Here is a 587-nt window from a genome sequence, read left to right as displayed (position 1 = left end):
CGCCGAGCGCCGGGGTGACGCCGGGCGCCCAGCCGAGGTTGGTCAGCAGGCCGTTGACGCCCGCGATGATGCCGCAGCCGATCAGGGCCGGGATGAGCGGCACGAAGATGTTGGCGATGCGGCGCAGGAACAGCTTGAGCGGGGTGGCGTTGCGCGCCTTGCGCTCCGCCTTGATCTCGGCCCCGCGCGCCGCCAGCTCCTCGGCGGTGACCGGGTGCGGCTCGGGGGCGCCGGCGGAGGCGGGCACGGGCCGCGGAGCGGGAGCGGCCGCCCGCTCCTCCTCCACCAGCGCCTCGAACTCCGGGGTGACCCGGGCGACCGTCCCCGGCCCGAGGACGATCTGGTACGTGTCGTCCTCGACCACGCCCATCACGCCGGGCACGGCCTTCAGGGCCTCGTCCTGGACGAGCGAGCGGTCCGCGAGACCCAGCCGGAGCCGGGTCATGCAGTGGACGACGGTGGTGACGTTGGCGGCGCCGCCGACGAGCGGGAGGATCGCGGCGGCGAGGGCGCGGTTCTTGTTCTCAGCCATGGTGCGTGCTGCCTTGCTGTGCGGGGGGTGGGGCGGTGGTGCGGTCAGGTGGTGC

General features: G+C 74.8%; 1 protein-coding gene. It reads right to left on the bottom strand.

Going from position 1 to position 587, the window contains the following annotated elements; genetic code table 11:
* Window positions 1-532 (bottom strand): PTS transporter subunit EIIB (locus E6R62_RS38490; RefSeq protein WP_168714326.1); only part of this gene is annotated, 532 nt, incomplete at its 3' end.
* Window positions 533-587 lie beyond the last annotated feature (55 nt).

Origin of the sequence: Streptomyces sp. A1136 (genome assembly GCF_004795055.1) — a bacterium.
Lineage (GTDB): Bacteria > Actinomycetota > Actinomycetes > Streptomycetales > Streptomycetaceae > Streptomyces.
This window is presented reverse-complemented; position numbering and strand designations above follow the sequence as displayed.